This is a genomic window from Brumimicrobium mesophilum (genome assembly GCF_003025005.1).
Taxonomy (GTDB): Bacteria; Bacteroidota; Bacteroidia; order Flavobacteriales_D; family Crocinitomicaceae; genus Brumimicrobium; species Brumimicrobium mesophilum.
In genome coordinates this window covers 18,959-43,762 of the sequence record NZ_PVSS01000014.1, presented here as the reverse complement: position 1 = coordinate 43,762, position 24,804 = coordinate 18,959, and the positions used below count along the sequence as shown (strand labels likewise).

Genomic DNA, 24,804 nt, shown 5'->3' with positions numbered 1-24,804 from the left:
ATCTTTTTAAATTTTTATATTTGGCAAGTGAAGAAAAAAATCCTTGTTTTAGACAATTATGATTCGTTTACCTATAACTTGGTTCATTATATTGAATCCAGTGGTGATTATGATGCTGATGTATATAGAAATAACGAAATTTCACTTGACGAGGTTGAGAAATACGATACAATAGTTTTGTCACCAGGTCCAGGGTTGCCTGAAAATGCGGGTATATTAAAGTCTCTGATTCAAAAATATGCTAGTTCAAAGAAAATTCTTGGAGTTTGTTTAGGAATGCAAGCAATAGGAGAGGTTTTCGGTGGAAAATTAGAAAATTTATCACATGTTTACCATGGGGTGTCTACACAATTAACGGTTATTGATGATGAGGAGAAGCTTTATTTAGGTTTGCCAAATAAATTTCAAGTTGGAAGATACCACAGTTGGATTATATCTACTACTCACTTCCCAAATGACTTGGTCATTACAGCGATTGATGATAATAAGAGAATTATGTCCTTAAGACACAAGAAATTCAATCTTTATGGTGTTCAATTTCATCCTGAATCAGTTTTAAGTGAACACGGCAAAGCCATAATTAATAATTTTTTAAATGTTCCTTTGAAATAATTTTATTGCCATCGAATTGCTCTTAATTAGGTATTTCTATCTAACTAAATTTTAAAACAATTGTTAAAGTTTTGGTCATATTTTCAATAGTATATTCTTGTTTTATTAATAAGAAAAAGTGAGGTTTTCCAAAGTAATAAATTCTATGGCTGCAGTTAACTTTCTGGTTGTTATGTGGTTATGGGTTTTATTGTCGTGATTATGTTTGTATTGTTTTTTTTGAAATATTCTGATAAACCTTAAATTTAGTAAAAACTATATTAATCAGCTAGTTAGGAATAATGAATTGTCTTTTGTATTTTCATTATCGTATTAACTAAAATAAAAAGATATGAAATTAACGAAAATTGCATTAACGGGAGTTTTAGCTGGAGCATTGATCAGTTCGTCTTGTGAATCTGGTTCAGAAGATGATATGTCAAGGTCCGATATGTCAGTAGATACAATGATTCTGAATGATGATAATGATGAGGATATGAATTCATCAAACTCTGATTATTATGAAATGGAGGAAGAACAAGATTTAATGTATTCAGATTCTATGAATCAGGATGGTCTAAATTCAACTGAAACCAGTGAGATAGTGGAACGAGAAGAAGTGAAATTGGCGTTATTGCCTCCATCAATTTCAGAAACTCTTAAAGGTGAAAAATACTTATCTTATACTTTTGAGAGAGCTTTTGTTTTAGAACATGCTGATGGAACCAAAACTTATGAAGTAAATGTTAAAAAGGATGGTGCAATGTCAACAATGGTATTTAATGATAAGGGGATTAGAGTTGATAAAAAATAGATTCTTTTTGAAGTTCTCAGTTATATTGAGATAATTTGTAAAAAGGAGTGAGAACGAATGTGTTTTCGCTCCTTTTTGTATTAAAAATTACCTCCTCGTCCCTGGGAACGATGAACCCACTTATCATAAGCATTTAATTTTAAAGCTTTAAATTCAGGATATCTAATTTCCATTTCCTTAGCAAATTCTAGAATGATTTCTAAATGTTTTGTAGGGATAGCATTATTGTAAATTAATTGGTTAGCTATTTCAATAATTTCTTTTGATTGAACATTGGAATTTTCGTTTTTCAATTTTTGAAATTTATCCCATAGCTTTGGATAAGCATCTTTTTGTTTTTTGTGACCTCTCTTTAGTAAAGAAAATCCTGTAATTCCAATTGCTAATGAGAGGATGATTGTGCCTAAGATTATAGAAATTGTTTCCATATTTAATTAGAACGGAATCTATCATTAAATTTCTGAATTTGTTGAGCTCTAAGTTCTTTTAGATCAGCTGGAATATCTCTTTTCCATCGTTTGTGAGACCAAATCCAATATTGAGGAGCTTCATTAATTGTTTCCTCCAACAAATGAGCAAATCGTTCTGTAATTTCGCCATATTCTAACTCCCTTGGAGTAGAGGTGATTTCCTTTAATTGCATTGAATAATGACCGCGTTTTACTTTATGCAAACTAAAGTATACGACAGCTTGATCATATTGATTTGCGAGCATTTCAGGTCCAAAAATGATTCCCGATGTTTGGTTCAAGAATTCCATCCAATAACATTTTTTGGAATTTCCTGGCGATTGATCAGCTAAAATGAGTGTTGAAATCGTAGCGGAATTTGATTTTAAAAATTCATGAACAATTTTCGCATGAATAACCTTCATCCCAAATCTTGATCTTCGGGCATTTAATTTTTTATCCCAAAATCCATTGCTCAATGGCATTCCTATTCCCACTGCTTGATGTTTAAATAACAAATTTTGCCCTGTTATTAGCCATTCCCAGTTATTGTAATGTCCAGAAACCAATAAAACATCCTTGTTTTTCGCATATAGTTCTTCCATTATTTCAGGATTCTCAACCTTAAAACGTTTCAATAATTGTTTTTCGGAAATACTTAAATTTTTCGCCCCCTCAGCCAATAAATCTGTTAGGTGACGATAGAATTGACGCTCAATTTTCCTTTTTTCTTTAGTTGATTTCTCTGGAAAAGATCTCTCAATATTCCCACGCACTACACTCCTGCGATAAGGAATTACAGAAATCAATAACAAATAAAAGAAATCAGTAAATAAATACATCACCCGCAATGGCAGTAAAGACAAAGGATAAATGAATACGTAATATGCGAAAGCACTGAACATTTTGTAAAAATAGTTTTTTAATTGTGAATTATCAATGGTTAATTGTCGACCAAATGGGGTATGGTATAATTGGAATTGTTATTTCGTATTCCGTTTGCTATTGGAGGGTGTTTTTCTATATGGAAAAGAATCTTAAATTTGCGAAGTCAAAATAATGCAAAAAAATGGAGAAAATTATCTGTGGAATTCAACAAATTGGAATTGGTGTTCCAGATGTTCAAGAAATATGGAAATGGTACCGTAAATTCTTTGGAGTAGATGTTCGGATTTTTGAAGAAGCTGCTGAAGCTCCTTTAATGACAAGATATACGGGTGACAAGGTTCAAGCTAGAACTGCAACTTTAGCGCTTTCCATGGAAGGAGGTGGTGGATTCGAAATTTGGCAATATACAAGCCGAGATACCGAAAAAGCGAAATTCGAAATTCAATTAGGTGATTTAGGATTATATATTTGTCGTATTAAGTCAAGAGATGTCAAGGCGTCTTACGAATTTATGAAATCTAAAGGTGCGAAAGTATTAGGGGATTTAAAAAAGACTCCTCATGGCGAACCTCATTTCTTTGTAGAAGATCCAAATGGAAACATTTTCAATGTAGTTCAAGAACATACTGTTTTCCAAAAAACAAAATTTGAAGGAAAAACAGGAGGAGCTGCTGGAGTTATGATTGGTGTTAGTGATATTGCTGCTGCTAAAAAACTCTATGCTGATATTCTTGGATATTCAACTGTGGAATACGATGAAACTGATGTTTTTGATTGCTTTTCTGATTTACCTCATGGAGATAAGAAAGTACGTCGTGTTTTATTATCGCATCCAGAAAAACGTGAAGGACCTTTTGCTCCATTATTAGGCCCAACGAAAATTGAATTAGTTCAAGCAATTGAAAGAACAGACGCTAAGAAGATATTTAAAGACCGTTTCTGGGGAGATTGGGGATTCATTCACTTGTGTTTTGATGTGAGAAATATGGATGAACTTCAAAAAGAATGCGAAGCTGCAGGTTTTCCTTTCACTGTTGATAGTGGTTCAACTTTCGATATGGGTGAAGCAGGTGGAAGATTCTCATATATTGAAGATCCAGATGGTTCATGGATAGAATTTGTTGAGACGCATAAAGTTCCAGTAATGAAAAAGTTGGGTTGGTATATTAATCTAAAAAATAGAAACCCCAAAAAAGCACTGCCTACATGGATGTTGAAAGCTATGGGGATGAATCGCGTGAAATAATCATATTTACTATTTGATTAGTGTGGATTAATGAGTGATTGGTAACTCTTTAGCCGTATTTTTTTCTTAATTTTATCTTTTTCAAAGCTATATATATGTTTAAAAAAATATTCTTTTTTGGTTTAAGTCTTACTTTCTTAGCGAGTTGTGAAACAAAGTTTAGTGTTAACGGTGAATACGAGGAAACTCCAATCGTACATTTCTTGCTTGACCAAGGTCAAGAATTCCAATTTTTAAAACTAAATCGAACTTTTTTGAAGGAAGGAAACGCAAATGAGTTTGCAAAAGATGCTGAATTGTCCTATTTCGATAATGTTGTAGCCACGGTTGAAGAAATCAAGAACGGAAGTGTTCAAAAAACTTGGACTTTAGAGGATACAGTTATTAATAATAAAGATGAAGGAGCTTTTTATGGTCCTGAGCAAAAATTGTACTTTTTTAGAGGTGATGAAAATGTGGTTAATGGACAAACTGTTTATTTAGATGAAGATGCATTTTATCGATTGAATATTGACATTGACAATGGAAACCATATTGTTGAAGGACAAACAGAGTTGGTTAAAGGCGTTGGTATAGAATATCCAAATATTAATATCTCCTTTGGTTTTGCTGAAAATAACGTTCCTTTGAATGGTTATAGAACTACGCAGATTAAGTATTCAACATCTCCTGAAGCGTCAATTTTTAAAGGAAGGTTAGAGTTTGATTATAGAGAGTTTGTTGGGAGCAATAGTGAAGTTAAAACTGTACTTATGGAACTAGGAGAATCAGTAAATAACAGTTCTACAAATGGTTCTGCAACTTTTTTACCAAGTGGAGAACGTTTTTACCAGTTGTTACAAAGTAAAATTGCTGTTGACCCGAATGTGACTAAACGACAAGTTGAAGGAATGAAAATCGTGATAACTGCAGGTTCAAGAGATTTGTATACTTACATGTTAACAAACGAACCTAGTTCTTCATTAGCTCAAAATAAACCAACATATTCAAATGTTGATGGAGCATTAGGAATATTTTCTTCACGTGTAACAGCAACTCAGTATAAACCTTCTTTTAATGGGAATTGGAGAGCGCTTAACCAAAATTCTACAAAAGAATTATGTAATGGACAATATACAAATGCATTGAATTTTTGTAGTCCAATTCCTAATGATATAAATACGACTTATTATTGTAATTAGTACTGGAATTAGAAGAGGGAAGCTTTTATTGTAATCCTTTTTTTTAGTTTAAACATAATTTAAAGTGGATTCTACTCAAGTGTAGGGTCCACTTTTTTTGTTGAAATATATTTTCTGTAATTCCAAACCACAATAAATTATTTAATCAGGCGTTAATATATGTGAAAAGCACTTTACTTTGGAATTTAAAATTTCATTCTATAAGTGTTCAAAGTTGTCTGCAAGCAACTTTAATAAACCCATATAAACCCAAATTTGAAACCATGAGAAGTGTAAACCCCATTTATCACCACTCAACTCAAATGCTTAGTCAAGAGCAAGAGTGGATAACAAAAGCAAAAGAAAATCCGAAAAATTTCGCTCCTTTGTATGAGAAATATCACGAACAAATTTTCCGTTATGTTTATCAACGAATGGACGATAAGCAATCGGCTTATGATGTAACATCCCAGGTATTTTTAAAAGCAATTCATAACTTAAAAAAGTTTGAATTTCGTGGAGTACCCTTGGCTTCATGGTTGTATCGCATTGCTAAAAGTGAATTAAATCAATCTTTTAGAGATAAAAAAGCGAAACGTGCAATTAATATTGATGATATTCAAGTGGCTACATTTATGGAGGTTTTTGAAGAAGAAACCAATTCAATTAATAAAAAACGTTTGTTTAATGCCTTAAAAGGTTTGAATGAGTCAGAATTACAATTGATTGAGTTGCGTTATTTTGAAGACAGACCATATAGAGAAATTGGAGAAATTATTGATGTGAAAGAAAATAATGCAAAAGTTAAAACATTCAGAGCTCTTGAAAAGCTCAAGAAATCATTTAATAAAAATATACGCTTATGAAACGAAAATTAGTTTATAATCGATGGAAAATTCCCTCCGAGGAAATCCGAAAAAACCAGGACTTTGATGCTATTCTTAAAAATGTACACAAGGAACCTGTTGTTTATTGGAAATCAATTGGATTTTGGGGCACAGCGGGCATGTCTGCTGTTGCCCTATTTTTAATAATCTCACTTTCTTAATAATTGCCTATAGAAAAAACACATACTTTAACGATATCTCAATCTGAATACAAACTTTGTCTATTGAATTTGTTACATTTGTACATCAAATTTTAAGCAAGTTGCTTAAATAAAATGAATTCATTAGATGAAGTGTATTTTTACAATTTTAGCGGTTATAGTAGGTTCAACTTTATATGGACAAACAACAATTTTGGACGAAAATTTTGATTTACCAACTTTTCCTTCTAATTTTTCGATAATTGATAATGATGGTAACACTGTTGCGCAAGATGTACAAGAATATACTAGTGCTTGGATTCTAAAAGAGGATCCGATGGACGCATCTAATGGAACAGTTTCAAGTACTTCCTATTTTAGTCCTGTGGATAGAGCCGACCGCTGGTTAATCACTCCACAAATAACTTTGTCGTCATTTGGGAATTATCTTTCTTGGAGTGGTTTATCACATGATCCTTCTTTCCCAGATTCATACAAAGTGATGATTTCTGTTACTGGAAATACGATTGCAGATTTTACAGATACTATCACTGTTGTGAGTAATGAAGCTCCAATCTGGACAAGTCACACTGAACTTTTAGATGATTATGCAGGCGAAGATGTTTATATTGCTTTCGTGAATACTACATTCAATGGTTTTAAATTGTATTTAGATAGTATTAATGTGAGAGTGGAAGATCCATTATCAGTTAAAACGGAAGAAATCAATTTATCTGTTTATCCAAATCCAATGATGGACGTTATCAATTTATCAACTGGAAATGCAATCATTCAGAAAGTTGAAATTTTCAATTCTTTTGGTCAATTAGTATTAAATGAGGAAGTTGTAGATTCAAAAACAAAACATTCAGTAATTGTTTCAAATCTTTATTCTGGAATTTATTTCATCTCAGTAGAAACTTCTGAAGGAGTAGTGCGAAAGAAAATGGTAAAATAATTTCGGATTAATTAGGGCGATTTACAAGTGGACTGTACAGTACCATTAATTATTTTAGCAGTAGTAGTTAACTTCGTTGAGGGCTAAAGCCGTTCGTAATTATCTAAATTCCAAGATTTTTCTTCAAATCAATTCTATCCGTGTATTCGTTTAATATCGATTGATTTTCTTGAATTTCTATCCATCGAATTTCATTAATGCAAAATAGAATCCACATTTCAACAAAGAAACTAGAAACGGCATACAAGTGTACCCGATGATCTCCTAATTGTCGAACACCAGCATATTCACCATGTTTTTTGAGTATTTCATAGCGTTCTTGTAACGACATTGTAGTAAATTCTTTCTTTGTAATCATGCTCTTTTTCAATTAGGGCTAATTTTATATTGTAATCCCGCAGCAATTGGTACCTTATTCACTAAATTCGTGTTTGAATAATTCGTAATGAATTATTTATTTGAACCAATCTTAAACAAAGATGTACAGTTATAAAAATAAGCATCATTATGTATAAAATACTCCTTTTATTCGTCTTTTTTTCACTGGTTTCCGTTGCTCAGGTGGAAACACCAACTAGAAATCAGAATAATTCTATCGAGGTGGAAAAGAAGTCAAACAAAATAATTCAAGAATTAGAAGAAGTTGAAACTGAATCAATAAAGGCAAAACCTTTCGCTTCTCAAAGAGAAGTTTTTTTGAGTAATGTAAATACTTTACAAACGGATTTGAGAGTTTTATCATTATCTACAACAAGTAAAACACCTACAGATAAACAACAGAAACAATTGGAGATTCAATTAAAAGAAGTGAAGAGATTGAATGCTAATAGTTTTGAATATCATTTATTGAATTATCAGGTTGGTAATTATGATTTCTCGCGTGTTGAGAGTTTAAAGAAAGCAGAGAAAATAAACCCAAATGATGCCGCTCTTTTGAAAGAGTTTAGTGCATATTCTTATATAATGAACAATGAGAAAGACCTAGTTAAATACTTAAGACGCCTAAATTCTCAACGTGTTTTTTCCTCTGATTTAGATGTTTACGCGACAAACGTACTTAAATCTCTTCCTACTAATTCAGTTGTGTTAAGTCATGGAGAATCTGATACTTACCCAATGCTAATTCAACAAAAAATAAATAATGTTAGAAATGATGTGGAAATTATAAGTTTAGATCATCTACAAAGTAAGGAGTATAGAAACCGATTGCAATCGAAAGGGTTTAAAATACCTAAACGCGAGATGGTAGATACGGAGTTTTTTAAAATTTTTATTCAAATGAACTCTACTAAAAATATTATTGTTGCAGGATCTGTTCCTCAACCTTATTTGAAAAATGGTAAGCAGATCAATACAGTAGGTTTGGGCTTCTCTTTTGACAGGAAGAATGATGTTTATTATAATTTGAATTATTATGAAAATACTCTAAAAAACGAAATTTTGAATCATGTAGCCCAGGCTAAAGATGGACAGATTTTAGCAAATTACCTTCCGTATTTATTTTCAGTAAGAAATGATTACATCTTCAGAAGTGACTTAAAAAATGTTGAAGATATGCAGGAATTAGAAAAATTGATAATATTAATTGGACAAAAATCGAATAAAATAAATCAAGTCAAAGCGCTCTTGAAAAAATAGAATGGGAATATTTAGAGTTAACTATAGAAAACAAACTGATGAGCAATTGGTTAGACTAATGGGCAAAGGTGATGAACGCGCTTTTGACGAGGTCTATCAACGCTATGGTTCAAAGTTGGCCTATTATTTTACTCGAAAACTGAAGCATGATAAAGAAAAAGGAGAAGACTTCATGCATGATTTATTTGCTAAGTTGATAGATCGTCCAGAACTTTTTGATCCTTCGAGAAGTTTTAAAACTTGGATTTATTCTGTTGCCAATAATATGTGTATTAATGAATACAAAAAAATGGCTGTTCGCTCCAATACAAATAATGGTATTTCATCTGATTTGCAGGTTGCTGGGAATAATCAGCCGATAGAAGAACAGTTGAATGAAAAGAACTTTAGTTCGGATTTAGAAAAAGCAATGTATAAACTAGAAGATAAACACCGAGAAGTTTTTGTGATGCGCCATATAGATGGTTTGTCGGTTAAAGAAGTTGCAGAAATAATGGATATCAATGAAGGAACTGTAAAGTCGCGCTTATTTTATGCAACTAAGAAAATCGCTGGAGCTTTGCAGATGTATAATCCTATTAATGAAGAATAAGATGGAAGATTTGATAAAAAATATAATTACAGAGAAAAGATATTTTGAATTGACTCAAACAGAAAGGTCGTTGATCAAAGACTGGGCTGAAAATGAAGAAGAGTTTGATGCATTAAAACGAACTTTTCAAGCTGTGTCAACCTTGAGTCAAGGTAAACAAGCTAATTTGTCGCCAGAGGTGAAGAATAGACTGAAAGATCGTTTCGCGGCAAAACATGGCAAGAAAAATGAATCGATTTGGAATAAATTCTCAGTCTTCTTCTTTCCAAGTGAGACATCTTTTTTCAAGAAGCCCGCATTTCAACTGGCAATGGTTGCGTTAGTAATATTGCTAATAATCCCATTTTTATGGCAAGATGAAAAAGCGCAATATGCTATGAATGAAAGTCAACTAAAAATTGAAAAGCTTGAAGTTTTGGATAAAGTAAAACACACTTCTTCTAAAGAAAAATCAAATTCACAATCGGATAATAAAGTGGAAGAGGTGGGTGAAGATTTGGAAAATGAATTGAAAGTAAAGATGGAAGAAAGTTCTTTCGACATACCTACTTCAACAAATGAACATAATCCTCAGGTAATTCAAATGGAGAATAACCTTCAAACCGAGGATGTTTTTCTTGAGGAAATGATGGAGGTTCAATCCCCAATAGGAAGAAATGATGAAGTAAAGAGATTGGATGATTTGAAACTTAATGTTGGAAAAGATATGTCAGTGAAAAGTTCTTATGGTATAGCTACAAAAGTAGAGACATCAGAAACACTCGGTCTGTTGATGGCGTTATATTAAATCAGTATTGAGTTTAAAGTCTTGAGTAGGTCGGCTAGAGTTTTGAGTACTTCGTTCATACTACGTTGTACTCCCTATTCAATACTTTTATCTTAATTGTCATTAAAATCCAAAGGAGCTCTAGACAATATATCATACTTTTTCCCTTCTCTTTTCATGAATCTTTGCCAGATGTCATTAATTGAAGTGTCCATAATTTCTAATGGATTTAAAACTGGTGCTACAATCCAATTATTTTGATTAATTTCTTCTTCTAATTGACCTGCGTCCCATCCAGAGTAACCTAAAAAGAAACGAACTTTAGAAGGATCAGCTTTTCCCTCTTTCAATTGTTTCGATAAAAGGTCATAATCTCCACCAATATAGATCCCATCATCTACTTCAATACTACCAGGTAACTGATCACCTAATGTATGAATAAAGAAAATGTTTTCTGTTTGAACAGGTCCGCCAATACTAATGTTAGCACCAACATCAGGGAAATTTTTAGCAACTTCAGATAGATCAAGATCTAAATAGTTGGTTAAAACAAATCCAAAAGTTCCTTCACTATTATAATCGCACATGTACACCACCGAACGACCAAAATAATCGTCTTTAGAAAATGGGTCAGAAATTAGAACGCGTCCTTTGCGTGGTTTTCTTTTGTTTTCGAATGATAAGTCGATAGCCATGGTTTCTATGTGTTGAACTTTTAATTTTTTTCAATATATAAAATCTTCTTTAACAGAAATAGTAAATATTAACTAAATTTAAAAATAAGTAATAAAAATAGCAGCTCTAATTAACTCTTTAATATTTTGGTCAAATTTATATTCCTAAAGGTATCTATAAAACAAATTTACAACGGCTTTGTTCGCATATGGAAAGTAGATGAAAGGTAATGTGAACTTTCAATTGTTTGTTTAACTGCCAATAATTCCTCGAACGTCAAATCCGAAAGAGAATTAACCATTATCAAAGAAATTCCGGTGGTTTACGCAATTCCAATTTAGCACTTTGGAATAGGGCCGAAGTAGCGTTAAAACGAACTAAGAAGCTTTGTTGTCCTCCAATTGGAGTCCAAAAGAAGGAAAGTTGCCAGCAATGCATGTCTCTACTTAATGATAATCTTGTTTGGGTTAATTCCTGCATTTTTAAATCGTAACTTGAGTTTAGACCTAACTTCCATCTTTCTGTAAAACTGACATCTCCTGATACAACAATATTTTGATTTTGGCTGTAGCGTTCTTCTGGATTGGAGGTGTTTAAATCAAGAAAGAAAGTGTGGGTTAAGTTTATTTTCCAAGGAATCTCAAAATTAATAACTTCATGTGGATTCAATGCATAATATTGAAAATCTGCACCCCAATGATCTCCCATTAATTCTTGGGTTTTATTTATTTCATCCCTCGATTCATCGGCTGTGAACGTGTATGTTGTTGAAATGTTTGCTCTGGTTAATCGCGCTAAACCTTGTCCGTTGTCGATAGCAAACTCATCGTAAGAAATTTCGTTATCGTCCCATGCATAAGGAGAAAATGAGGCCCCTGATACAATACTCAATCCTTTAATAGGTGCAATTCTCAAGTCGAATTTAATATCTGATAATTTTAAGGAGTCTTTAAAGAAATCATAATTTCCACTTATTCCAAATGCATCTATGATTCTCGTTTTCGTAAACTCATCTTCAATTGTATCGTTTTTATTGCGGTGTTTTAATTCGAAAGTATTATTTAAAGAATAACTTATAACTCCAACATCTCTCCCAAAACTTTCCCTGTAAACACTATTTTCATAAGGAGAGTAATAAACAGATTCTTTTTCTGGACCTAAATATTCGGCTTTATATGAGCTAATATTCGGTTGGTAGCGAAAGGAAATACGCGGAGTTATTACATGACGCATTTTCATTCCACTATTTCCAATGAAACTGTAATATGCATATAAATTTGTAGAAAGCTCAGTAGCAAAAGCGGCATCATGTGAAAGTCCTAGTCCAGACAATGTATCATTAATAATCAAATTGGATGAATCTATATATCGTTTATCGATTGATTGAAAATTCATTCTTAAATTGTATTGCGCTGTGGTGTTAAGTGTTACAACTTGGTTGAATAGTTTTAAGGGATAGCTTGAACCAAAATTGTGTTGAATTCCATTCTGAAAAGTATTTTGGATTAAGTCAAATCGTTTATCTGTTAATAAACTATCTCCAAATAGGGCTGTGTTTTTTGCTTCTAAGGCATAGGTGAAACCTATCTTTTCATAGAATTTTTCATCTCCAATTGCACTTTTTCTTAATCCCTTAAAAGGGAAAAAACGGTTCACATTAACATTTAATGTTGGTAGGTCAACATCAATGTTTTGAGATGCAGAGTTTTGTTTTAATGCTGCCTTTAAACCAATTGTAACTGGTTTGCTGGGAAAACTTCGAATTAAGTTGATGTCAGAATTGAAATTATTCTGAAAGTATTGTTGACTAAGAGGATCTAAATCTGTTTTTCCTGAATTATCTGATTGAAAGTTAACATTTGAATTAAATCGCCAAAAAGGATTTGCTTTTGCCTCTTGTTGGTGCCTCCATTGAACGACAATTTTTTGATTTCGGACTGTATCTATTGGAAATGATTGTCTAAAGCTACTGTACTGAAGATTGAAATTTCCTTGAAATTTGTATCGCTTTTTATAATCCGTTTGATTTCTTACTTCGAATGTTCCTCTCGAATATAAAGTTCCATATAGAGTAGTTTGAATAAGATCTGATCCTTTCAAGGGAAAATAGTATCCTAAATTTTGAAATCCAAAACCATATTGCGAAACTGGAGTAAACATTGGAAATATAAAACCATTTTGTTCTTCTTCTTGACTTTTTGTTGGAATCATACTGAAAGGCAAACCGAGTGGAGTTGGAATTCCTTTCACCCATAAATTAACCGGTCCTGTGGCAATTCTTTTATTAGGAACCATGACGGCTTTAGAAAGTTGAAAATGAAAATGTGGATCGTCTAACTCACAAGTCGTAAATTTACCTTTAATGAAATGGACTTGTTCATTTTTTTGACGTTTTGCCACTCCCATTTGGAGGTACATTTCTTCTTGTTTGGTCTTTAATTCTTCAATAAATCCTTTTTCGGATTTAAAATTATAACGCATTGTTGCAGCGGTAAATGATTGAGTTCCTTCTTCAAATTTTGGAATTCCAACACGATTACCCTCTTCATCAAGCGTGTATATCGCATAAATTTCACTTTTATCAGTATCTAATTCAATTAAATCAGCGGTCATTACAATGCCTTCATATTCTATTCGAGCATCACCGTAAATTGAAATCTTATTGGTTTTTAAATTTGCAACAATTGAGTCTGTACATGAATAGGACACACGAGAGTCTAACACATCTTTGGTTTTATAGATGCGTTTTTTATCTTCAGTTCGAAGAGAATCTTGGGCATAAAAAGAAGGAGCTAATAGAATTATTAACAATCCAACGACGAAAAAATGCCTTATGGAATATTTTTTGCTCAATAGTAACTTGTAAATTTGTATGTATAGATAAACTTAACGGATGCAAATCTAAAAAATTACATTGTTGTGTGGTCAAAAATATTTAAAACAATAGTATTATTTACGCTTCTTTGGTCAGTTCATCCAATGTTCGCCCAAGGAAATCTTGATGACGTGTTGTCTAGTGGGATAAAAACCGTGGTTATTGATCCTGGACACGGAGGAAAAGATCCAGGTTGTCATGGTGGAATTACCAATGAAAAAACTGTTGTTCTAGCAATTGGTTTGAAGCTTGGTGAATACATTAAAAGCAAGTATCCTGATATTAACGTGATATTTACACGAGATTCAGATGAATTTGTCGAATTGGATCAACGTGCAAAAATCGCCAATGAAAAAAACGCAGATGTATTTATTTCTATACATGCTAATGCAGCTGGATCTGCCGCATATGGAACAGAGACTTATGTCTTAGGTTTGCATAGGTCTGAAAGTCAACAACAGGTAGCGGAACGTGAAAATAGCACAATTCTTTTTGAAGAAAATAGCGAAGAGAAGTACAAAGATTTCGAATTAACACCTGATGCCATTATTGCCAGACAATTGCAATTAAGTGTTTTTTTGAATCAAAGTATAAATTTAGCTTCTAAAATTCAAGCACAATTTAGAGGGATTGACCGACGTGATAGAGGAGTTAAGCAAGCTGGATTCATTGTATTGTATAAAACAACAATGCCAAGTGTATTAATTGAAACTGGATTTTTAACTAATTCCTCTGAAGAAAAGTTTTTAAATGATCCTGTGAATCAAATTAAAATGGCCAATGTTATTTTTAAAGCTTTTCAAGAGTATGTTTCTGAAATAGAAGGTGTTAATACTTTGGTAGAAAATGGAGAAGGATTTGAAGCTTCAATCAAAGATATAAAGGAAAACGATGCCGGTGAAAAGGTTGTTTTTAAAGAAGAAAAAGATAAGGTTTATTTTAAAGTTCAAGTAGAGACTTCACGAGAACCACTTTCTGTGAATCACAAACGATTTAATAATGTGGCAGTTAAAGAGTATAAACAAGATGGGTTGTACAAATATACAGCTGGATTGTTTGAGAATGATTTTGATACTGCAAACAAGTATAAAGTAGAAATGCAAAATTTAGGATTTAAACACGCATTTGTCGTTGGATTCAAAAATGGCGAAAGAATTCCAATTGCTGAAGCCATAAAATTGGCAAAGCAGTAGAATTTCTATTACTTTAGTACTGTAATTATTAATTTATTCTCTTTATTTTAGCACAAAATCATAAGTATTGAAAGTCTCAAAAGAATTTAAAATAGGTTTAGCAGTAATATTATCTACAGCATTACTGGTTTTCGGGGTGAATTACCTCAAAGGAAATAGTTTTTTCGGAGGAGATGATGTCTATTACGCCTATTTCCCAACTTCTGGAGCATTGACTCCATCATCATCTGTTACCTTAAATGGGGTAGAAGTAGGAAAAGTTTTAACTGTAGATCTTGTTAACCCTAATAATTTTACTGATCCAAACAAAAGAGTTTTGGTGAAATTCAATGTACACACTGAAGGGCTTAGTTTAGCCAGAGGTTCTGGAATTAAAATTGTTCCAGGTGTTTTAAGTACTGGAGTGCATATCGAGCAAAACTTTATTGCTGAAAAGGGATATCATGAAATTGGTGATACACTTGATGGGACAGTAAGTCAAGAAATAACAGAACAAATCGAGTCAGAGTTACTTCCTATTAAAAGAAAGATGGAAAGCCTAATAACTTCAATTGATAATATCGTGAATTCGATTACTGTATTTTGGGATACATCAGCTGCCCACACTTTAGACCAAGGTTTAAACGAAGTGAAAATTGCAATTTCTAGATTTGGACGTGTGGCTTATAATATCGACAATATGATATTGGATGAAAAAGCCAAATTAGGTCGTATTTTTGATAATGTTGAAAATATTACAGAAAATTTCCAAGAAACAAATGCTGAAATTCAGAAAGTGGTTGGAAATATGGTTCAAATTTCTGATACATTGATGACGGTAGATTTTAAATCCGCTATTGGTGAGGCAACAATAACTCTGAAAAACCTTAATGGTTTATTAGAAGAGGCTTCTGAAGGAAATGGTACGCTTGGAAAATTATTGAATGATGAGAAATTATATGATGAATTGAATGAAACGAATGAGCGCTTACAAAATTTAGTTGACGACATTAAAGTTCATCCAGAACGATACATCCATTTCTCTGTTTTTGGCTCAAAGACTAAAGGTGTACCAATTACAAAAGATGAAGAGCTTAAATTGAAGAATTTGCTTGATACTATTCAATAAACATTAAATACTAATTTATGATTTCAATTATAATATTCGCAGTTTTATTGCTTCTGGGGTTTGGATTTTTTGCAATGAATGTAAATAAAATTCGAACTAATATTTTAATGGGACGCGATGTGGATCGGTCTGATAATAAAGGAGAACGTTTAAAGGTTATGTCGCTTATAGCGCTAGGTCAGAAAAAAATGTTTAAAAAACCAATTCCGGCTATTCTTCACCTTTGCCTATATGTTGCATTTGTTGTAACACAGATTGAGTTGTTAGAGATTATCGCTGATGGTTTAACTGGAGAACATAGGGTTTTTAGAGAAGCTTTAGGTGGTTTTTATACATTCATTATCTCATTTATAGAAGTACTTTCAGTTTTAGCTTTTGTGGCTACATTTATATTTTTGGCCAGAAGAAATTTGCTCAAAATACCTCGTTTCAATATGAAAGAAATGAAAGGATGGCCTAAGATTGATGGAAACATGATTCTTGTAATGGAGTTGATTCTTGTTACTTTCATTTTTATGATGAATGGGGCGGATGAAGTCCTATATTCACAAGGCCTTTCTCACGCTGAGAATTTAGGAGATCAATCATTTGGTTTTGCTATTTCTCAATTTGTTGGTCCAGCTCTATTCGGTGGAATGAGTGAATCCTCGTTAATTATCGTAGAAAGAATAGGTTGGTGGGGACACATATTGATGGTTTTTACTTTTTTAAACTATTTACCATTCTCAAAGCATTTCCATATAATATTGGCATTTCCAAATACTTATTTCTCTAACCTTAAACCTCAAGGTCAGTTCAACAACATGGAGGCTGTGATGAAAGAAGTGAAATTAATGATGGACCCAGATGCTGATCCGTATGCAGTTCCTGAAGAAGGGGATGAAGATGCAGTGGTTCAAAGGTTTGGTGCTAAAGATGTTGAAGATTTAACATGGAAAAATTTATTGGATTCATACACTTGTACTGAATGTGGTAGATGTACTTCTAGTTGCCCGGCAAATCAAACGGGTAAATTGCTTTCTCCTCGTAAAATAATGATGGACACCAGAGACCGATTGGAAGAGAAAGGGGAAGGTTTAAGGAAGAATGGAAAAGACTATGATGATGGGAAAAGTTTGTTAAATGATTATATCACCGAGGAAGAGTTATGGGCATGTACTTCGTGTAACGCCTGCGTTGAATCTTGTCCGGTGAATATAGACCCTTTATCGATTATCATGGATATGCGCCGTTACTTAGTGATGGAAGAATCAAAAGTGCCAAATGAATTGGCTGGAATGATTTCGAACATTGAAAACAATGGAGCACCTTGGCAGTTTAGTCCTGAAGACAGGTTGAATTGGAGAGAAGAGAAATAAGATTATAAACAGATTACAAAGATAGTTATATGAGCGATTTGATGAAAGTACCGACAATGGCGGAAATGACAGCGAACGGAGAAGTTCCTGAAATTTTATTCTGGGTAGGTTGTTCTGGTAGTTTTGATGATAGAGCAAAGAAAATAACCAAGGCAATTGTTAAGATACTTAATAAATGCGAAGTTAAATTTGCTGTTCTTGGAGCAGAGGAGTCTTGCACAGGTGATCCTGCAAAGCGTGCTGGAAATGAGTTTGTTTTTCAGATGCAAGCGATGCAAAACATTGAAGTTTTAAATGGATATGAAATTAAGAAAATTGTAACTGGATGTCCTCATTGTTTTAATACAATGAAAAACGAATATCCTGAATTGGGTGGGAATTATGATGTAGTTCACCACACGCAATTGATACAGTCATTAATTGAAGAAGGAAGATTGCAAGTGGCTGGAGGAGATACATTCAAAGGTAAGAAAATCACTTTCCATGATCCTTGCTATTTGGGCCGCGGTAATAATGTTTATGAAGCACCACGAGAAATGCTAAGTAAGTTAGATGCCGAATTGGTGGAAATGAGGAACTGTAAAGCTAAAGGACTTTGTTGTGGTGCAGGAGGTGCCCAAATGTTTAAAGAAGCTGAAAAAGGAGATAAAGAAGTTAATGTAAAACGAACCGAAGAAGCAATGGAAGTAAAACCGAATATCATTGCTACAGGTTGTCCATTCTGTAATACGATGATGACTGACGGTGTCAAAAATAAAGATCAAGAGAATAATATTCAAGTCATTGATGTTGCAGAGTTAATTGCTACTGCGGCAGATTTATAATCAATATTTATGGAGATTTCAAACGAAGATTTATTTATTCAGTTTCCCGATCAATCAAAAATTTGGTTGTATCAAAGCGATAGAGCTTTGAATGGGGAAGAGATGTCACAACTAGAGAATCAACTATCATCCTTCGTTGATGGATGGGCTGCTCATGGAAATAAATTATGGGCTGGAGCGAAAGTATTAAATCCATATTTTGCAGTTGTAGCAGTAAATGATTCATTAGTACCACCATCGGGCTGCTCAGTAGATGCATCTGTTCACAAAATGAAAGATTTAGGAGGAAAGATGGGAATTAACTTTTTTGATAGAATGCAGGTTACCATTCAAGAAGGAGAGGAGCTAAAACAAATTCATTTTTCAGAATTAAGTAATCGTAGTGAAGTACTCATTTTTGATCCATTAATTAACTCATTAGGAGAATTAAGAAAAGCTTGGCCTAGATCTATTAAGAAGAGCAGTTTTGCGCACATGGCTGGTTAAAGTATGATATTATAATATTAAAAAAGCAGACCTAGGTCTGCTTTTTTGGTTTAATATAGGGGCGATTTGTAAATCGCCCTTATCTATATCTAATTTTATTAATCTATATTCTCTATTACCATAGCAGAAGCACCACCACCACCGTTACAAATTCCAGCAGCTCCATATTTACCACCGTTTTGTTTCAGAACGTTAATCAAAGTTACAATAATTCTAGATCCAGAATTTCCAAGAGGATGTCCTAGTGCTACAGCACCACCATTCACATCAACTTTTGCTGGGTCAATACCTAAAATCTTTGTATTGGCTAAACCAACAACAGAGAAAGCTTCGTTCAATTCCCAAAAGTCAATATCATCTTTAGAAACTCCTGCTTTGTCCAATGCAATTGGTAAAGCTTTTGCTGGAGCTGTAGTGAACCATTTTGGTTCTTGAGAAGCATCAGCATATCCAACAATCTTTGCGATTGGTTTCAAACCGTGCTTTTCTACAGCTTCTTTTGAAGCTAGAATTAATGCAGAAGCTCCATCATTTAATGTAGAAGCATTTGCAGCCGTTACAGTTCCTTCTTTATTGAAGGCCGGACGTAATGATGAAATTTTATCCATTTTTACATTAGAATATTCTTCATCTTCCGATACAACAACTGGCTCTCCTCTTCTTTGTGGTACTTCTACAGGAACTACTTCCTCTTTGAATTTACCATCTTCCCAAGCTTTTGCAGCTTTTTCGTATGAGTTAATAGCAAAATTATCTTGGTCTTCACGAGAAAATTTATATTCTGTTGCACATTCGTCGGCGCAAGATCCCATGTGAACTTGACCATAAACGTCAGTTAAACCATCTTTAACCATTCCATCAACCATTTTCATATCACCTAACTTTTGACCATTACGTCCATTTAGATAATGAGGAACTTGACTCATGTTTTCCATTCCACCAGCAACAACAATATGATTGTCACCCGAAAGAATGGTTTGTGCAGCTAAAGACAAAGCTTTCATTCCAGAAGCACAAACTTTATTAATTGTTGTGGCAGGAACTTGATCAGAAATACCGGCAAACATTGATGCTTGACGAGCAGGTGCTTGACCTAAATTTGCAGAAAGCACATTACCCATAAAAACTTCATTGATGTCTTCAGGTTTGATGTTAGCTTTTGAAATTGCTCCTTTAATGGCTGTTGCTCCTAATTGTGTAGCTGAAACCGTCGATAATCCACCAAGAAAACTTCCAATAGGTGTACGAACAGCTGAAATAATATAAACTTCTTTCATGATTCTGTAATTTTTTTTTAATTGCTACGAATGTACAAAATTCTTCACCTTTCCCCATCTTTTTAAGTGATTAAGTACTTTAAACGTCCTTTAATCGGCTAATTAGGATATTAATAACTACTTTTGCTCCGAATTTTTTAATATATATTAACTACATAAAATTTAATTAATGAATTTTAAAATGATTTCATTAGTCGGTTTGATTAGCATTTTCGCTGCACCAACTATTAATGCACAGATGGATACTATTGTTTTAGTTCCAAAAACAAGTAATTGGAAACTTGAAAGTAAATTTGCTTTGAACGTTACACAATCAACTTTTACAAATTGGGCAAGTGGTGGACGTAACAATATTTCAGGATTAGGTTTTATCAATGCTTCTGCGGATTATAAAAAAGACAGAATCAGATGGGCTACAACATTATCTACTGGTCTTGGTGGAATTCAATATTTTGATGAAGCCATAGAAAAAACGGATGATGTTATAGATATTCAATCAACAGTTTCTTACGGTTTGAAAGATCCTTGGTATGTTTCACTATTAGGAGGGTTTAGAACTCAATTTTTAGATGGTTTTTCTAATCCAGAAGATTCTGTTCGTTCTTCAACGATTATGGCACCGGGATATGCTAACATATCTTTGGGTATTGAATATATTCCTAATGAAAATTTAAAAGTATTTCTTTCTCCGTTATCTGCTAAATTAACTTTTGTTCAAGATCAAGTTTTGGCAGACTCTGGAGCTTTTGGTGTAGCACCGGCTGAATTTAATAGTATGGGTGATTTAATAAAATCTGGTGAAAACTTCAGAGCGGAATTAGGAGCATATTTCCGTATAATCTATAAAAAGGAGTTAATGGAAAATATTGGTTTGAGATCTCGACTTGAATTATTCTCTAATTACCAAGAAAACCCTGGGAATATTGATGTGAATGGAGAGGTAATTCTTGATTTTAAAGTGAATAAATGGTTTTCGGCAAATTTACAGCTGAATGTAATTTATGATGATGATATTGCCATCACGGATAGAGACGGAAACGTTGGGCCTAGAACCCAATTTAAACAAGTAATTGGACTTGGAATAGCTTATCGTTTGGCTAACTTCGAAGAAGAAAAAAAATAGAAAATAAACATATTTAATATTGAAGCCTCGACAATTTTGTTGAGGCTTTTTTTGTTGATTTTTAGTCTCAATTTATCTGTTAATTGAAAGAATCTAAAAGAAATAAATGCCGATTGGATACTTCGCCAGTAGAGAAATAGCTTAAATCTATTAAAGTAAGTGGTTGAAACCACTTTTGACAACTCATAATTTCAATTAGTGGGGGATGAATTCCCACCAATTGGATTTGTGTAAGAACTGGAGTTTATAAATGTTAAATTAAATTCAAAGTGAAAGCATTTAAATATATTTTCATCAACTTTCTTTTTATATCGAAAATTGTCGTAAAATTGGTTTGTGAATGACAACGAAATGACTGTTGTCAATTGTAACTAACAATTAAACTTTAAGATCATGGCAAAAAGTCAAGATGCAAAGAAAACTGAAAAAAAAGCACCTTTAAAAACTCCAAAAGAGAAAAAAGAAGAAAAACGTGCGAAGAAAGCTGGAAAATAAACAGCTAGTATAAATTCTTAAATAATGCTGAACTGTCGCCTCTTAAAATGGGCGGCAGTTTTATTTTTGATATTCTTCAACTACAACATGCATTGCATCGCGAAGTGCATAAGCTAATTCAAAAATGCTTTCTTGTCCAACTGCCGGATCAAACCTTATGAAATTTGCAGAGACCAAAATAGATATTCCATTGTTTGGATTGTATCTTGTTGAAGAGACGTAGCTTTGATGTATTCCATTGTGTCCGTATCCCAAATCGTCATATATTAATCCTAAACCATAAAGACCATGCCCCTCATCCGCTATTTCCATTTCTTTCATCAATGCCACATTTGAAGAATTTATTCCTGCATTACCGGTCAATAATAGTTTTATCCATTTGGTAATGTCTTCTGGAGTTGATACAATATTTCCTTCAGCTACATGAATGGAAACATTATTTTGTGAAGTTTCTATAGGTGTTTCTCCAACCATATAAAAATAGGAATTTATATAAGGTGTTTGCATTTCAACTTCGCTTCCTTGCCAAGGACTGTAAGTGCCTGTTAAACCTAGAGGAATCGTGAATTTTTCGGCAATAAACTCACTATAACTAATGCCTGAAACTTCCTCTATTATTCTTCCTAAAATATTATAGCCTGTGTTTGAATAGTAAAATCCATCATCGGGTAAGGCCGTACTTAATTGGTGCTCGGCATTTACTCCAATCATTTCTTCAAATGTGAAGCTATGTAAATCATTTTGATTTCTAATATAATCTTCATATTTCATTCCTGCATATGGAGCAGAAACAGTAGCAGGAATATCATTATTTGACACATCAAAAACCCCGGACCGGTGCTGAAGAAGTTGCTTGATCGTAATTATGTTTTTATTCGGGATATCAAAATTTGATGTGTTTGGTAAATAGGAGGTTATGGTGTCGTTTATATTTAACTCCCCTTGTTGATGAAGCAACATTATTGAAGCTGCTGTAAAGGTTTTTGTAATACTTGCTACACGAAAATGAGAGTCAGGACTAGGTTTTGGAGTAATATTGCTTGAAGCCATAAAAGACCCGGAGAGCCCAGAAATATAAAAATGAATTCCAGCATTATCTATTCCCCATTCTGTATTAAAACTTTGGTAAATACTATCTGCTATATTTTGGAGAGATGTTTGAAAATCTTTTTCCGCAGTTTCTTTTTTATTACAGGATGCTAAGAATATAAAACTAAAAAGTGCGATTGAAAGTAGTGTTTTTAGATTATTCATACAAGTAGGTTTTAGAATGGAGATTTTGATTTATTTATGGTAAAGTTAGTCAGATTTGGTGAATATGATTAGATTTATTTGGTTTTATTGACATAACTCGTCAAAGTTCAATTTTTGCTTAATTTATTCGAAATTTGATTTTAGAAGTTGGTATTTCTGGTACTTTCTTATCTTCGTAACCATGTTGAAAATGGAGATTCTACCAAAAAAATGTATTGAAGGTGAAATAAATATTCCTTCATCCAAAAGCTATGCACAACGGGCAATTGCTTTGGCATCATTATCTAGTTCAAGTGTAGTAATTCATAATTTGACCAATAGTGATGATGTAATAGCTGCGCAAGGTATTGTTAAATCAATTGGAGCAAAATTCTCTCGAAATGGCGCAGAATTACGCTTTTTAAAGGGAATAAATTTTGATTCTAAAGAAGAAGTTTTCATAAATAGTAAAGAATCTGGTTTAAGCACCCGCTTATTTAGTGCTTTCTCATTGCTGTTTGAACAGGAGTTTCTTCTCAATGGTGAAGGCTCAATTCTCCAGCGAACAATGGAAATGGTCATTGATGGATTAGAACCATTTGGGAAAGTGATTAAAAGTAATGAGTTGAAATTGCCCTTGTCGATCTCAGGAGAAGTTACAAATCTCAACGTTGAAATCGATGGAAGTATTAGCTCACAATTCTTGACAGGTTTATTAATCGTAGCACCATTTTTAAATTCAGATACAAGGATACAAGTGCGTAATCTAAAAAGTAAACCTTATATCGAAATGACAATCGATTTAATGCGTTTTTTTGGATTGAAAGTCGAACATGAAAATTTTAAAACTTTTAATATTAAAGGAAATCAAAGTCTGGATAAGCCTATAAATTATAAAGTGGAAGGAGATTGGAGCGCGGCTTCATTTCATGTTGTAGCTGCTGCAATAGGAGGTAAAGTTAAACTCTCTGGTCTTTCTGAAAATTCTCGTCAAGGAGATAAATCAATTTTAGATGCTGTAAAATTGGCTGGTGCAAGAGTGAATTGGAAAAAAGGAGATTTATATGTTGAAAAAAGCGAATTGAATCACTTTGAATTTGATGCCACTGAATGTCCAGATTTGTTTCCTCCTTTAGCTGTTTTGGCAGCATACTGTAATGGTAGATCTAGGATTAAAGGAGTAAATAGGTTAAAACATAAAGAAAGTGATCGAGGAATCACTTTGCAAAAGGAATTTTTTAAAATAGGAGTGAAGATTGAGTTAATAGCGGATGAAATGATTATTTATGGCAATGAAAATCAAAGTATTTCAGAAGAAGTTACTTTTTCATCGCATAATGATCACCGTATTGCAATGGCGATGAGTTTATTTAGTATTGCTGCTAAAAGCTCGATTTTTATTGATAGTCCAAATGCCATAGATAAATCTTATCCCGACTTTTATAAAGACTTTTTAACAATATAACAGTAGTAATTCAATATCATTTCAGTTAAAAATATCGATATTAGAAAAATATGGAAGCCATAAAAAAAGAAGTAATTAAAGCGATTGAAGAAGTTTTGGAAGAAAGACTGGCTTTATCTAATCAGGCATACAATGATGCGTTAGAATCACGTAATAATGACACTAAAAGCAGTGCTGGAGATAAATATGAAACCAGTAGGGCTATGATGCAACAAGAAATGGATAATGCTGAGGCCAGTATCCACCAAGCGAAATTGTTTAAAAATGAATTGAGTAGGTTACCGGTTTTAGAGAAATCTGAGAAAGTGATTTCTGGTAGTTTTGTCGAAACAGATAAGGGATTTTATTTCTTAGGTTTAAGTTTGGGGAAAATTGAAATTCAGAATCAAATTATATATGCAATTTCAACAGCTTCACCATTAGGAAAACTGTTGTTACATAAAAAAGTAGGAGACATTATTCAATTAAATAATACCCAACAGGCAATATTGAGTATTACCTAAATAAAGTAAAGTTGACAATTCACAAATTGGGTTTCACTTCAAGTAGCGGAACCCTTTCAA

25 protein-coding genes are annotated in these 24,804 nt (G+C 33.0%); 18 read left to right on the top strand and 7 right to left on the bottom strand.

Annotation, left to right across the window (positions count from 1 at the left end):
* The first annotated feature begins 27 nt into the window (after positions 1-27).
* Complete coding sequence (locus C6368_RS13950; protein ID WP_107039839.1) at positions 28-612, top strand: anthranilate synthase component II; 585 nt, start codon at positions 28-30, stop codon at positions 610-612.
* Positions 613-943: 331 nt separating this feature from the next.
* Positions 944-1,405, top strand: a complete 462-nt coding sequence (locus C6368_RS13945) for a hypothetical protein (protein WP_107039838.1) — start codon at positions 944-946, stop codon at positions 1,403-1,405.
* Positions 1,406-1,485: 80 nt separating this feature from the next.
* On the opposite strand, the gene C6368_RS13940 is transcribed toward C6368_RS13945, so the two are convergent.
* A complete protein-coding gene (locus C6368_RS13940; RefSeq protein WP_107039837.1) occupies positions 1,486-1,833 on the bottom strand; it encodes a hypothetical protein in 348 nt (115 codons plus the stop codon).
* Positions 1,834-1,835: 2 nt separating this feature from the next.
* On the bottom strand, positions 1,836-2,759 hold the full coding sequence (locus C6368_RS13935) for a lysophospholipid acyltransferase family protein (protein WP_107039836.1): 924 nt from the start codon (positions 2,757-2,759) through the stop codon (positions 1,836-1,838).
* 164 nt (positions 2,760-2,923) lie between these two features.
* On the opposite strand from C6368_RS13935, the gene C6368_RS13930 reads away from it, so the two are divergent.
* The 5 genes from C6368_RS13930 (at position 2,924) to C6368_RS13910 (ending at position 7,133) form a co-directional block, all read left to right on the top strand.
* Positions 2,924-3,988, top strand: a complete 1,065-nt coding sequence (locus tag C6368_RS13930; RefSeq protein ID WP_107039835.1) for a VOC family protein — start codon at positions 2,924-2,926, stop codon at positions 3,986-3,988.
* Between the two features lie 95 nt (positions 3,989-4,083).
* Positions 4,084-5,169 carry a DUF4249 family protein gene (locus C6368_RS13925; RefSeq protein ID WP_107039834.1) on the top strand — a complete coding sequence of 362 codons (1,086 nt, stop codon included), beginning with the start codon at positions 4,084-4,086 and terminating at the stop codon, positions 5,167-5,169.
* 263 nt (positions 5,170-5,432) lie between these two features.
* Positions 5,433-6,014 carry an RNA polymerase sigma factor gene (locus C6368_RS13920; RefSeq protein WP_107039833.1) on the top strand — a complete coding sequence of 194 codons (582 nt, stop codon included), beginning with the start codon at positions 5,433-5,435 and terminating at the stop codon, positions 6,012-6,014.
* Positions 6,011-6,196 (top strand): hypothetical protein, encoded by a 186-nt coding sequence (locus tag C6368_RS13915; RefSeq protein ID WP_107039832.1) that lies wholly within the window; start codon positions 6,011-6,013, stop codon positions 6,194-6,196. The genes C6368_RS13920 and C6368_RS13915 overlap by 4 nt, the downstream gene beginning before the upstream one ends.
* A gap of 127 nt (positions 6,197-6,323) precedes the next feature.
* Complete coding sequence (locus tag C6368_RS13910) at positions 6,324-7,133, top strand: T9SS-dependent choice-of-anchor J family protein (RefSeq protein WP_107039831.1); 810 nt, start codon at positions 6,324-6,326, stop codon at positions 7,131-7,133.
* A 103-nt stretch (positions 7,134-7,236) separates the two neighbouring features.
* On the opposite strand, the gene C6368_RS13905 is transcribed toward C6368_RS13910, so the two are convergent.
* The gene (locus C6368_RS13905) at positions 7,237-7,491 is read right to left on the bottom strand and encodes a hypothetical protein (protein WP_107039830.1); all 255 of its coding nucleotides are present in this window, start codon (positions 7,489-7,491) and stop codon (positions 7,237-7,239) included.
* Between the two features lie 149 nt (positions 7,492-7,640).
* On the opposite strand from C6368_RS13905, the gene C6368_RS13900 reads away from it, so the two are divergent.
* The 3 genes from C6368_RS13900 to C6368_RS13890 are packed head-to-tail and all read left to right on the top strand — an operon-like array spanning position 7,641 to position 10,150.
* Positions 7,641-8,771 (top strand): hypothetical protein, encoded by a 1,131-nt coding sequence (locus C6368_RS13900; RefSeq protein ID WP_159038607.1) that lies wholly within the window; start codon positions 7,641-7,643, stop codon positions 8,769-8,771.
* Between the two features lies 1 nt (position 8,772).
* The gene (locus C6368_RS13895) at positions 8,773-9,363 is read left to right on the top strand and encodes an RNA polymerase sigma factor (RefSeq protein WP_107039828.1); all 591 of its coding nucleotides are present in this window, start codon (positions 8,773-8,775) and stop codon (positions 9,361-9,363) included.
* On the top strand, positions 9,353-10,150 hold the full coding sequence (locus C6368_RS13890) for a hypothetical protein (RefSeq protein WP_107039827.1): 798 nt from the start codon (positions 9,353-9,355) through the stop codon (positions 10,148-10,150). Before C6368_RS13895 ends, C6368_RS13890 begins: the two co-directional genes overlap by 11 nt.
* A gap of 92 nt (positions 10,151-10,242) precedes the next feature.
* Here C6368_RS13890 and C6368_RS13885 read toward each other — a convergent pair whose 3' ends face one another.
* Both C6368_RS13885 and C6368_RS13880 read right to left on the bottom strand, forming a co-directional pair.
* A complete protein-coding gene (locus tag C6368_RS13885; protein WP_107039826.1) occupies positions 10,243-10,824 on the bottom strand; it encodes a YqgE/AlgH family protein in 582 nt (193 codons plus the stop codon).
* 283 nt (positions 10,825-11,107) lie between these two features.
* A complete protein-coding gene (locus C6368_RS13880; RefSeq protein WP_159038606.1) occupies positions 11,108-13,657 on the bottom strand; it encodes a putative LPS assembly protein LptD in 2,550 nt (849 codons plus the stop codon).
* Positions 13,658-13,723: 66 nt separating this feature from the next.
* On the opposite strand from C6368_RS13880, the gene C6368_RS13875 reads away from it, so the two are divergent.
* From C6368_RS13875 to C6368_RS13855, 5 genes are all read left to right on the top strand, one after another.
* On the top strand, positions 13,724-14,872 hold the full coding sequence (locus C6368_RS13875; protein ID WP_159038605.1) for an N-acetylmuramoyl-L-alanine amidase family protein: 1,149 nt from the start codon (positions 13,724-13,726) through the stop codon (positions 14,870-14,872).
* A gap of 67 nt (positions 14,873-14,939) precedes the next feature.
* On the top strand, positions 14,940-15,980 hold the full coding sequence (locus tag C6368_RS13870) for an MlaD family protein (protein WP_107039823.1): 1,041 nt from the start codon (positions 14,940-14,942) through the stop codon (positions 15,978-15,980).
* Positions 15,981-15,997: 17 nt separating this feature from the next.
* Positions 15,998-17,338 carry a (Fe-S)-binding protein gene (locus C6368_RS13865; protein ID WP_107039822.1) on the top strand — a complete coding sequence of 447 codons (1,341 nt, stop codon included), beginning with the start codon at positions 15,998-16,000 and terminating at the stop codon, positions 17,336-17,338.
* A gap of 29 nt (positions 17,339-17,367) precedes the next feature.
* Positions 17,368-18,162, top strand: a complete 795-nt coding sequence (locus C6368_RS13860; RefSeq protein ID WP_107039821.1) for a (Fe-S)-binding protein — start codon at positions 17,368-17,370, stop codon at positions 18,160-18,162.
* A gap of 9 nt (positions 18,163-18,171) precedes the next feature.
* Positions 18,172-18,648 carry a hypothetical protein gene (locus tag C6368_RS13855; protein WP_107039820.1) on the top strand — a complete coding sequence of 159 codons (477 nt, stop codon included), beginning with the start codon at positions 18,172-18,174 and terminating at the stop codon, positions 18,646-18,648.
* A gap of 98 nt (positions 18,649-18,746) precedes the next feature.
* Here the strand turns inward: C6368_RS13855 and C6368_RS13850 are convergent, their stop codons facing one another.
* Complete coding sequence (locus tag C6368_RS13850) at positions 18,747-19,925, bottom strand: acetyl-CoA C-acyltransferase (protein WP_107039819.1); 1,179 nt, start codon at positions 19,923-19,925, stop codon at positions 18,747-18,749.
* A 169-nt stretch (positions 19,926-20,094) separates the two neighbouring features.
* Between C6368_RS13850 and C6368_RS13845 the strand changes: the two genes are divergently transcribed.
* The gene (locus tag C6368_RS13845; RefSeq protein ID WP_107039818.1) at positions 20,095-21,048 is read left to right on the top strand and encodes a DUF3078 domain-containing protein; all 954 of its coding nucleotides are present in this window, start codon (positions 20,095-20,097) and stop codon (positions 21,046-21,048) included.
* A 555-nt stretch (positions 21,049-21,603) separates the two neighbouring features.
* Here C6368_RS13845 and C6368_RS13835 read toward each other — a convergent pair.
* Positions 21,604-22,797 carry a serine hydrolase domain-containing protein gene (locus tag C6368_RS13835; protein ID WP_107039816.1) on the bottom strand — a complete coding sequence of 398 codons (1,194 nt, stop codon included), beginning with the start codon at positions 22,795-22,797 and terminating at the stop codon, positions 21,604-21,606.
* A 190-nt stretch (positions 22,798-22,987) separates the two neighbouring features.
* On the opposite strand from C6368_RS13835, the gene aroA reads away from it, so the two are divergent.
* Entirely contained in the window at positions 22,988-24,241 is a 1,254-nt protein-coding gene (gene aroA, locus C6368_RS13830; protein ID WP_159038604.1) for a 3-phosphoshikimate 1-carboxyvinyltransferase, read from the top strand.
* A gap of 50 nt (positions 24,242-24,291) precedes the next feature.
* Positions 24,292-24,744, top strand: a complete 453-nt coding sequence (locus tag C6368_RS13825) for a 3-oxoacyl-ACP synthase (protein WP_107039814.1) — start codon at positions 24,292-24,294, stop codon at positions 24,742-24,744.
* Positions 24,745-24,804 lie beyond the last annotated feature (60 nt).

Bases quoted from the DNA above. Each gene is read 5' to 3' on its own strand.
- C6368_RS13945 (WP_107039838.1), top strand. From the start codon at position 944: ATGAAATTAACGAAAATTGCATTAACGGGAGTTTTAGCTGGAGCATTG.
- C6368_RS13940 (WP_107039837.1), bottom strand. From the start codon at position 1,833: ATGGAAACAATTTCTATAATCTTAGGCACAATCATCCTCTCATTAGCA.
- C6368_RS13935 (WP_107039836.1), bottom strand. From the start codon at position 2,759: ATGTTCAGTGCTTTCGCATATTACGTATTCATTTATCCTTTGTCTTTA.
- C6368_RS13930 (WP_107039835.1), top strand. From the start codon at position 2,924: ATGGAGAAAATTATCTGTGGAATTCAACAAATTGGAATTGGTGTTCCA.
- C6368_RS13925 (WP_107039834.1), top strand. From the start codon at position 4,084: ATGTTTAAAAAAATATTCTTTTTTGGTTTAAGTCTTACTTTCTTAGCG.
- C6368_RS13920 (WP_107039833.1), top strand. From the start codon at position 5,433: ATGAGAAGTGTAAACCCCATTTATCACCACTCAACTCAAATGCTTAGT.
- C6368_RS13915 (WP_107039832.1), top strand. From the start codon at position 6,011: ATGAAACGAAAATTAGTTTATAATCGATGGAAAATTCCCTCCGAGGAA.
- C6368_RS13910 (WP_107039831.1), top strand. From the start codon at position 6,324: ATGAAGTGTATTTTTACAATTTTAGCGGTTATAGTAGGTTCAACTTTA.
- C6368_RS13905 (WP_107039830.1), bottom strand. From the start codon at position 7,491: ATGATTACAAAGAAAGAATTTACTACAATGTCGTTACAAGAACGCTAT.
- C6368_RS13900 (WP_159038607.1), top strand. From the start codon at position 7,641: ATGTATAAAATACTCCTTTTATTCGTCTTTTTTTCACTGGTTTCCGTT.
- C6368_RS13895 (WP_107039828.1), top strand. From the start codon at position 8,773: ATGGGAATATTTAGAGTTAACTATAGAAAACAAACTGATGAGCAATTG.
- C6368_RS13890 (WP_107039827.1), top strand. From the start codon at position 9,353: ATGAAGAATAAGATGGAAGATTTGATAAAAAATATAATTACAGAGAAA.
- C6368_RS13885 (WP_107039826.1), bottom strand. From the start codon at position 10,824: ATGGCTATCGACTTATCATTCGAAAACAAAAGAAAACCACGCAAAGGA.
- C6368_RS13865 (WP_107039822.1), top strand. From the start codon at position 15,998: ATGATTTCAATTATAATATTCGCAGTTTTATTGCTTCTGGGGTTTGGA.
- C6368_RS13860 (WP_107039821.1), top strand. From the start codon at position 17,368: ATGAGCGATTTGATGAAAGTACCGACAATGGCGGAAATGACAGCGAAC.
- C6368_RS13855 (WP_107039820.1), top strand. From the start codon at position 18,172: ATGGAGATTTCAAACGAAGATTTATTTATTCAGTTTCCCGATCAATCA.
- C6368_RS13850 (WP_107039819.1), bottom strand. From the start codon at position 19,925: ATGAAAGAAGTTTATATTATTTCAGCTGTTCGTACACCTATTGGAAGT.
- C6368_RS13845 (WP_107039818.1), top strand. From the start codon at position 20,095: ATGAATTTTAAAATGATTTCATTAGTCGGTTTGATTAGCATTTTCGCT.
- C6368_RS13835 (WP_107039816.1), bottom strand. From the start codon at position 22,797: ATGAATAATCTAAAAACACTACTTTCAATCGCACTTTTTAGTTTTATA.
- aroA (WP_159038604.1), top strand. From the start codon at position 22,988: ATGGAGATTCTACCAAAAAAATGTATTGAAGGTGAAATAAATATTCCT.
- C6368_RS13825 (WP_107039814.1), top strand. From the start codon at position 24,292: ATGGAAGCCATAAAAAAAGAAGTAATTAAAGCGATTGAAGAAGTTTTG.